Source organism: Flavobacterium sp., from assembly GCF_044368625.1.
GTDB lineage: Bacteria > Bacteroidota > Bacteroidia > Flavobacteriales > Flavobacteriaceae > Flavobacterium.
Map to the genome: position 1 here is coordinate 1 of NZ_JBIPPD010000168.1, position 7,289 is coordinate 7,289.

Annotated in this window: 5 protein-coding genes and 1 pseudogene; 3 read left to right on the forward strand and 3 right to left on the reverse strand. The window is 35.6% G+C overall.

Going from position 1 to position 7,289, the window contains the following annotated elements; genetic code table 11:
- Positions 1-215, forward strand: a pseudogene (locus ACIQ2X_RS11905) (histidine kinase); the annotation flags it as partial.
- A complete protein-coding gene (locus tag ACIQ2X_RS11910; RefSeq protein ID WP_396179136.1) occupies positions 212-892 on the forward strand; it encodes a LytR/AlgR family response regulator transcription factor in 681 nt (226 codons plus the stop codon). The pseudogene ACIQ2X_RS11905 and the gene ACIQ2X_RS11910, both read left to right, overlap by 4 nt.
- A 1-nt stretch (position 893) precedes the next feature.
- On the opposite strand, the gene ACIQ2X_RS11915 is transcribed toward ACIQ2X_RS11910, so the two are convergent.
- From ACIQ2X_RS11915 to ACIQ2X_RS11925, 3 genes are all read right to left on the reverse strand, one after another.
- Positions 894-3,233 (reverse strand): ATP-dependent helicase, encoded by a 2,340-nt coding sequence (locus tag ACIQ2X_RS11915; protein ID WP_396179137.1) that lies wholly within the window; start codon positions 3,231-3,233, stop codon positions 894-896.
- A gap of 310 nt (positions 3,234-3,543) precedes the next feature.
- The gene (locus ACIQ2X_RS11920) at positions 3,544-4,602 is read right to left on the reverse strand and encodes an anion permease (RefSeq protein ID WP_396179138.1); all 1,059 of its coding nucleotides are present in this window, start codon (positions 4,600-4,602) and stop codon (positions 3,544-3,546) included.
- A 33-nt stretch (positions 4,603-4,635) separates the two neighbouring features.
- Positions 4,636-5,280 carry a DUF47 domain-containing protein gene (locus ACIQ2X_RS11925; RefSeq protein ID WP_396179139.1) on the reverse strand — a complete coding sequence of 215 codons (645 nt, stop codon included), beginning with the start codon at positions 5,278-5,280 and terminating at the stop codon, positions 4,636-4,638.
- A gap of 187 nt (positions 5,281-5,467) precedes the next feature.
- Between ACIQ2X_RS11925 and ACIQ2X_RS11930 the strand changes: the two genes are divergently transcribed.
- Positions 5,468-7,096 (forward strand): acyl-CoA carboxylase subunit beta, encoded by a 1,629-nt coding sequence (locus tag ACIQ2X_RS11930; protein WP_396179140.1) that lies wholly within the window; start codon positions 5,468-5,470, stop codon positions 7,094-7,096.
- The last annotated feature ends 193 nt before the right edge of the window (positions 7,097-7,289 follow it).

The following is a 7,289-nucleotide window of genomic DNA, read 5'->3' on the forward strand; positions in this document are numbered from 1 at the left end:
TAGAAAAGCCTGCGCTAATTGCTGTAACTTGTCGTGATAAAAAGTGGACTATTTTATCTGAAAATCAATGCAACGACTCATTAAAAGACGAACATTCGGGAATTGGATTTGAAAATTTGCGAAAACGTTTGGATTATTATTATCCCAAAAAATATGAATGGACAGTTACTAACGAATCAAATTTTTTTAGAAGTTTATTAATCATTCAATTATGAGAAAAATCAGCTGTGTCATTTTAGACGACGAACCTTTAGCTATAGTTTTATTAGAAAATTATGCTTCGAAAATAGCTCAATTAGATGTTGTTTTGGCTACCACAGACGCATTCAAGGTGGTCGAATTTTTACAAAAAAACAAAGTCGATTTGATTTTTATTGACATTCAAATGCCCGAAATTTCAGGTATTCAAATGATGGAAATGTTTAATAAAGACACTCATTTTATTATTACTTCAGCCTATCCGAGTTATGCTTTAAAAAGTTACGAATTTAGAGTCATAGATTATCTTTTAAAACCCATTTCATTTGATAAATTTCACAAAGCCATTACTAAATTTTTAGCATTTTCAACAGAAAATACACAACGCATTTTATTTGTAAAAGCAGATGGAAAGCAAATTCGATTGGATCCCGATCAAATTGTTTTTATAGAAGGACTGAGCGATTATATTCGCATTCATCTTGCTATGGAACGATTAATTGTGCATGAAACTTTAAAGGACTTTATACAGAAATTGCCGTCTAAGAAATTTATGCGAATCCATAAATCATATATTATTCAATTAGATAAAATAAGAGCGATTGAAGGCAATAGTATTCGGCATGAACTAGGTTTAATCCCTGTAGGCGAAACATATAAAAACCAGCTAAAACTATGGATTGAAAACCAATAATTTACTCCAAAATCTCCAATTTTGCAAAACGCAACAGTAATTTCTTAATGCCGCCGACTTCAAAATTAATTTCTGCTTTTTTGTCACCTCCTGCTCCTTCAAGGCTTAAAATTTCGCCTTTTCCAAAACGTTCGTGCATCACTTTAGTTCCAGGTGACAAAGGCCCATCAAATAAATTGGCTCCCGAAGTTGCAGTCTTTGTTGGACTTGCAATCGGTTTTAACTTTCGAATACTGCCAAAGGTTTTAGGGTCTTCTGGAGAAACATATTTCGGAGCAGTTCCCGCAACGGGCTTAAACTGACGCAATTTTGACTTATCGACATCGCCAAAAATATCCGAATCAATCATTGGTTTATACCGGTAATTGGTTTCTTCAGGTGATAAATATTCTAGGTATTGACTGTCGATTTCATTGATAAACCGCGAAGGTTCGCTGTCGGTTAATTTTCCCCAACGGTATCTGGATTGAGCATAGGTTAAATACGCTTGGTGTTCGGCACGTGTTAATGCTACGTAAAACAAACGGCGTTCTTCTTCGAGTTCGCTTCTTGTACTCATCGACATCGCACTTGGAAACAAATCTTCTTCTAATCCTACGATAAAAACGTAAGGAAATTCTAAGCCTTTGGCCAAGTGAATCGTCATCAAAGCCACTCGATCATCATCGCCCGTATCTTTGTCTAAATCGGTGGCCAAAGCAACATCTTCCATAAATTCTGAAAGGGCTCCTCTTGCTCCATCAATTTCTCTTTGACCTTCGATAAAATCTTTGATACCGTTTAAAAGTTCTTCAATGTTTTCAATTTTAGCAATTCCTTCGGGTGTGGCATCTTTTTTTAATTCTTGTACCAATCCTGTTTTCTTGGTTACATGTTCGGTCAAGAAAAATGCATCTTGATTTTCATTTATAATTTGGAAACTCTGAATCATCGTTACAAAATCTTGCAACTTCTGTTTGGTTCCTGCATTGATTTTTAAGTCGATTTTGTCAATGTTTTGCATGATTTCAAAAATCGAACGCTTGTAGTGATTGGCGGCAATTGTAAGTTTTTCAATCGTGGTATCGCCAATGCCTCGCGCCGGAAAATTAATAACCCGTATCAATGCTTCTTCATCATTTGGATTGATAACCAGTCGCAAATAACACAAAACGTCTTTGATTTCTTTTCTCTGGTAAAACGACAAACCTCCATAAATTCGGTAGGGAATATCACGTTTTCGCAAAGCATCTTCCATCGCCCGTGATTGGGCATTGGTGCGGTACAAAATGGCAAATTTTCCATTGGAAAGCTGGTTTTGCATTTTTTGTTCCCAAATGGTCGAAGCCACAAACCTACCTTCTTCACCGTCGGTAATCGTTCGTTGGACTTTGACTTTTGGTCCCAAATCATTGGCTGTCCAAACAATTTTATCCAACTTTGTTTTATTTTTATCAATAATCGTGTTGGCTGCTTCTACGATGTTTTTGGTCGAACGGTAGTTTTGTTCCAATCGGTACGTTTTCACATTTTCATAATCTTTTTGGAAGTTCAAAATGTTGTTGATATTCGCACCTCGAAACGCGTAAATACTTTGTGCATCATCACCTACTACACAAATGTTCTGAAATTTATCAGACAAAGCACGAACAATCAAATATTGTGAATGGTTGGTATCTTGGTACTCATCTACTAAAATATACCTAAAACGATTTTGATACTTCGACAAAACTTCCGGAAATCGATTCAACAATTCATTGGTTTTCAACAATAAATCGTCAAAATCCATCGCACCAGCTTTAAAACAACGCTCCACATAGTTTTGGTAAATTTCACCTAGACGCGGTTTTTTAGACATAGCATCGGCTTCTTGAAGTTCGGGATTATTAAAATAGGCTTTTACAGTAATCAAACTATTTTTATAGGAAGAAATCCTTCCCAAAACCTGTTTGGGTTTGTAAATGTCGCGGTCCAATTGCATTTCTTTGATAATTCCAGAAATGAGTCGTACACTGTCCTGTGTATCGTAAATTGTAAAATTGGAAGGGTAACCCAATTTATCGGCTTCCGAACGAAGAATCCTTGCAAAAACAGAGTGAAATGTTCCCATCCATAAGTTTTTGGCTTCTGCTGATCCCACGATTGCTGCAATTCGGTTTTTCATTTCCTTTGCAGCTTTGTTGGTAAAAGTGAGGGCCAATATGTTAAAAGCATCTACCCCTAAGCTCATCAAATAAGCAATACGGATGGTTAGCACGCGTGTTTTGCCAGAACCTGCACCTGCGATAATAATCATAGGCCCATCTTTTTGGAGCACTGGCGCTTGTTGGGCATCGTTAAGTTGGCTGATGTATTTTTGCATTTTTTAAAAATCCTGATAATACAGGTTGAAGATTAAATTTAATCTACAAAAATACGTTTCTAGGTTGAGATTTTCAACACGGTTTGAGGGGAAATTCAAATAATTGAATGCAACTTCAAATAATAATATTACATCAATTAAATTAATGAGCTTTTAGTTTATTATCTGAAATTGCTGCTTTATTGCAAAGTATTTGCTATTCAAAGTACTTTGTATTTTTTTAAGAAATCAAAAATAAAAACTTATTAAAGAAATATAAATCTCAATTTATGAAAAAAAATTGATAAGGTACTTTGGTTTAGAGATTTGACTACTGAAATAAAGTTACTGCGTAGTAAATTAACGCTGCGATAATTCCTGAGACAGGAATTGTTAAAATCCACGCCCAAAGTAAATTGATGGTAACACCCCAACGTACAGCAGAAACGCGTTTTGTAACACCTACACCAATAATACTTCCAGTAATTGTATGCGTTGTTGAAACTGGAATTCCAAAGAATTCTGATAAGTACAAGGTCATTGCACCAGCTGTTTCTGCACTTACTCCTTCAAGAGAAGTTACTTTTGTAATTTTAGAACCCATTGTTTTTACAATTTTCCAACCGCCACTCATTGTTCCAGCTGCAATAACTGTAAAACTCACAAAAGGCACCCATGCATAATCTTCAACAAAGTACTTAAACGTATCGGGTGCATTTAGATAATTTGGATCAAAATCGACTTTTAAGTGGTAATAAATTACTGCTGCTCCAATAATACCCATTACTTTTTGAGCATCATTTGCACCGTGACCTAAACTAAAAAGTGCAGAGGAAACAAGTTGCATTCTTTTAAACCATTTGTCTGCTTTACTTGGATTGACCTTTCGGCAAATAATCATAATCAGGATGGTCAAAAAATAAGCGATGGTCATACCAATTAATGGTGCCAAAAAGATGAACGCTACAGTTGGAATTACTTTCACGTAATTCACAACATCTACGCCATTTACTGCTAATGCACCCGCTTTTGCTAATGCAGCACCCATAAAACCTCCTAACAATGTATGCGAAGAAGAAGATGGAATTCCTAATTTCCAAGTCAATAAATTCCAAATGATTGCAGCAATAAGTCCGGCCAAAATTACTTCTAAAGTAATAAAATCTTCATTCACCGATTTGGCAATAGTATTACCAATTTTAAACTCTCCAATCCAATATTTGGAGATAAAATAAGCGATGAAATTAAAGAAAGCAGCCCAAAGAACGGCTTGAAAAGGACTTAAAACTTTGGTAGCTACGATGGTTGCAATTGAATTTGCTGCGTCATGAAAACCGTTTATGTAATCAAAAATTAGAGCAAGAACAATAATTATAATAAGTAAAGTCATGTGAGGAATGTCGGATTAAATCAACTAAATAATTTAAGAATGTTTTACAGCAATCGACTCTAAAACGTTTGCAGCACTTTTGCATTTATCTGCTGCAGTTTCTAATGTTGACAATACCTCTTTGTACTTAATAATGTTCTTGACATCGGTTTCATTTTCAAAAATGTCTGCTACTGCTTTATCATAAACAGTATCCGATTTGTTTTCTAATTTATTGATTTTTGCGCAAGCGTCGGTAATGTTTTTTAAATTTTTAAGATTTCGCAATTCACGAACAGCGATATCTATTTGCAAACAAGCTTCTAAATTAATTTCAGTTAATTTTCGAATGGATTTCGTGATTTTATCTACGTGATAGATTTTCATTCTACTTGCCGCTCCGTGAATATTTCCAGCAATATTATCAATAGCAGTACTCAAAGAGTATATATCCTCGCGATCAAATGGAGTAATAAAGTTGCTACTCAATTCGAGGTTCGTTTGACGAGCAATATCCTCACCTATTTGTTCTAATTCTTCAATTTTTTGAAACAATTCATTTCGTTTTTCAACTGGCAGATTTACTACTTCGTGCAAAGCCGTAGCCATAAGAATCAGATTGGTTGTTGCTTGTTCAAATAAAGGGAAAAATTTCTTATCTTTCGGTACTAAAAACTGGAAAATGCTGTTGATGCTCATCGTTTCTTTTTTTACTCGGCAAAGGTATATTTCCAATGTTAAGCCAATATTAAATCAATGTAAATATTTACAAGATTAAATTTATTGAAGCATTTGATAGTTTCGTTTCAGGTTTTCAAACGTTTTCGTACTTTAGCCACTCAAAAAATAAGCCCTTTTACTATTAAATTAAAGATGTACTCAAACTATGGATTTGAACTTCAACAAAAACGAAGACCACAATAAATTATTAGTTTCCGATTTAAAGCACCGACTTACCAAGGTCAAATTAGGCGGTGGCGAAAAACGAATTGCTAAACTTCATAGCGAAGGTAAAATGACCGCTCGAGAACGCATTGATTATTTGTTGGATGAAAAAGCCGAATGCATCGAAATAGGTGCTTTTGTAGGAGAAGGAATGTATGAAGAACATGGTGGATGTCCATCGGGAGGTGTGGTGATCAAAATGGGATATATTCGTGGGAAACAATGTTTAGTAGTCGCTAATGATGCAACTGTTAAAGCAGGCGCTTGGTTTCCAATCACTGGAAAAAAGAATTTACGTGCACAAGAAATCGCAATGGAAAACCGACTTCCTATTATTTACTTAGTAGACAGTGCCGGTGTTTATTTGCCCTTGCAAGACGAAATTTTTCCTGACAAAGAGCATTTTGGACGTATTTTTAGAAACAACGCCATTATGAGTAGTATGGGTATCACACAAATTGCAGCCGTAATGGGAAGTTGTGTTGCCGGTGGTGCTTATTTACCTATTATGTCCGACGAAGCACTTATCGTAGACAAAACGGGAAGTATTTTTCTTGCAGGAAGTTATTTAGTAAAAGCTGCTATTGGTGAAGTTATTGACAATGAAACACTTGGTGGTGCTACCACGCATTGCGAAATTTCGGGCGTAATTGATTATAAAGCCACAGACGACAAAGACGCTTTGGACAAAATTAAAAATATTGTAGACAAAATTGGCGACTACGAAAAAGCAGGCTATAATCGTATTAAAGCGACAAAACCAGCTTTAAATGAAAAAGATATTTATGGAATATTGCCAAAAGCACGGAATGAACAATACGATATGATGGAAATTATCAATCGTTTGGTGGATAATTCTGAATTTGAAGCTTATAAAGACGGTTATGGTCAAACGATTATTACGGGATATGCTCGAATTGACGGTTGGGCTGTGGGAATTGTAGCCAATCAACGAAAAGTGGTGAAGTCCAAAAAAGGGGAAATGCAATTCGGAGGAGTTATCTATTCGGATTCTGCAGATAAAGCCACAAGATTTATTGCCAATTGCAATCAAAAGAAAATTCCACTTGTATTTATTCAAGATGTTACCGGATTTATGGTTGGATCAAAATCTGAACACGGCGGTATTATTAAAGATGGAGCCAAAATGGTGAATGCTGTTTCCAATTCTGTCGTACCAAAATTCACAGTGATTGTAGGAAATTCATACGGAGCTGGAAACTATGCAATGTGCGGAAAAGCCTATGATCCCCGACTGATATTTGCTTGGCCAAGTGCCGAATTGGCCGTTATGGGAGGCACTCAAGCAGCTAAAGTTTTGGCCCAAATTGAAGCTTCGTCTTTGAAAGCAAAAGGAGAAATTATCGACGAGGCGAAAGAGCAAGAACTTTTTGATAAAATCAAAGCCAAATACGATGCCCAAGTGTCGCCCTACTATGCTGCAGCTCGATTATGGACTGATGCCATTATTGATCCATTAGAAACGAGGACTTGGATTTCAATGGGAATTGAAGCAGCGAATCATGCACCAATCGAAAAGAAATTTAATTTGGGCGTGATACAAGTTTAAATTACTGATGACATAATTTTTTAAAATGGTTTTCAATAGTTTTGGAAACCGTTTTTTTTTATTTTGATTCATTGCTATCCGAAAGTTTTGACGATTTTAGAAATAAGCATTGTAACTGCCTATAAACAGGTCAATATTTCAACTTTATGCTGAAAATAAGTCAGAACTGAATTCTAATTGCGGTTGAGATCTT